The following is a 1547-nucleotide window of genomic DNA, read 5'->3' on the forward strand; positions in this document are numbered from 1 at the left end:
GGGTTTGCGGGGGCGGGGTCGGGGCTCCTGGGATCCGGATCGACGCCACCGTGCCGCCCGCGGGAGCGGGGTGCAGGGTGATCTGGCCGCCCGTCTGCTGGATCGTACGGGCCACGATCGACAGGCCCAGGCCGGAGCCGGGGAGGGCGCGGGCGGAGGGGGAGCGCCAGAAGCGTTCGAAGACGTACGGGAGTTCGTCGGCCGGGATGCCGGGGCCGTGGTCGCGTACGGTCAGCTCGCCGCGTTCGCCGATGGCGACCTCCACCGCGCCGCCCGGCGGGCTGAACTTCACCGCGTTGTCGAGGACGTTGACCAGGGCGCGTTCGAGTGCGGCGGGTTCGGCCCGTACGTACCAGGGGCTCAGGTCCGCGGTGATCGTCAGGTCCGGGCCGCGCAGACGGGCGCGTTCCAGGGCGCTCTCCACGATGTCGTGCAGCGCGACGACCTGGAGGGGGCCGGGGTCGGCCGCGTCGGGGCGGGACAGTTCCTGGAGGTCGCCGATGAGGGCGGCCAGTTCGGTCATCTGCGCTTTGACGGACGCCATGAGCGCCTTGCGGTCGTCGGGCGGGATCGCGCGGCCCGTCTCCTCGCTGCGGGCGAGCAGTTCGACGTTCGTACGGAGAGAGGTCAACGGGGTCCGCAGTTCGTGCCCGGCGTCGGCGATGAGCTGCGACTGCCGGTCGCGGGAGGAGGCGAGCGCGGCGGTCATGGAGTTGAAGGAACGGGACAGCCGGGCGATCTCGTCCTCGCCCGCGACCGGGATACGGACGGTGAGATCTTCCGTACGGGCGACATGTTCGACCGCGCGGGTCAGACCGTCGACCGGGCGTAGCCCGGCCCTCGCCACCCAGAGGCCGGCCGCGCCCGCGCCGATGACGCCGATGCCGGCGACGGCGGTGAGGAGCAGGGCGAGCCGGTTGAGGGACGAGTTGATCTCGGTGAGGGGGCGCGCGACGGAGACCGCGACCGCGCCGGGACGGAAGGCCTCGCGCTGCGTGAAGACACGGACCGGAATGCCGCTCTCGGTCGTACTGTCGTGCAGGGCCTGGTGCTCGGTGCCGTTGGCGACCGCGAGATCCTCCTGCTGGACGATCACGGGCTCGGAGTCCGGAGCCACACAGCGGGTGCCGTCGGCCAGGACCACCTGGATATAGGCGAAGCTGGATCCGCTCGGGGTGCCGGTACTCGTACCGTTGACGCAGTTGTTGACGGCGTTCTGGACGGTGCTGGCCGGGGCCGAGGTGTTCTGGAGCGAGGTGTCCAGTTCGCTCGGGAGCTGGGTACGGGTGAGCAGCCAGCAGGTCACGGCCACCCCGGCGACGGCCACGGCGACGGCCGTGGTCACCAGGAGCGCGAGCCGGGAGCGCAGGGGGAGCGACTGGAACCGGCGGATCGGACCGGTCACTCGCTGCCCCCGCCGCTTCCGGTACGGGTCCCGCGGCCGGGTGCGGCTCCGGTGCCGTTGCTCGTACCGGCCGTACCGCTCGTACCACCACCGGCACCGCTGCTCGTACCACCCCCCGTACTGCCCCCTGTACCACCCCCCG

The 1547-nt window shown here is 72.4% G+C and carries 1 protein-coding gene; it reads right to left on the reverse strand.

All coding sequences use genetic code 11. From position 1 onward, the window contains the following. A partial coding sequence (locus WH07_RS35460; RefSeq protein ID WP_046509319.1) for a sensor histidine kinase occupies positions 1 to 1405 on the reverse strand: 1405 nt, incomplete at its 3' end. Positions 1406 to 1547: the final 142 nt, after the last annotated feature.

The organism is Streptomyces odonnellii (assembly GCF_000981895.1).
Classification (GTDB): domain Bacteria; phylum Actinomycetota; class Actinomycetes; order Streptomycetales; family Streptomycetaceae; genus Streptomyces; species Streptomyces odonnellii.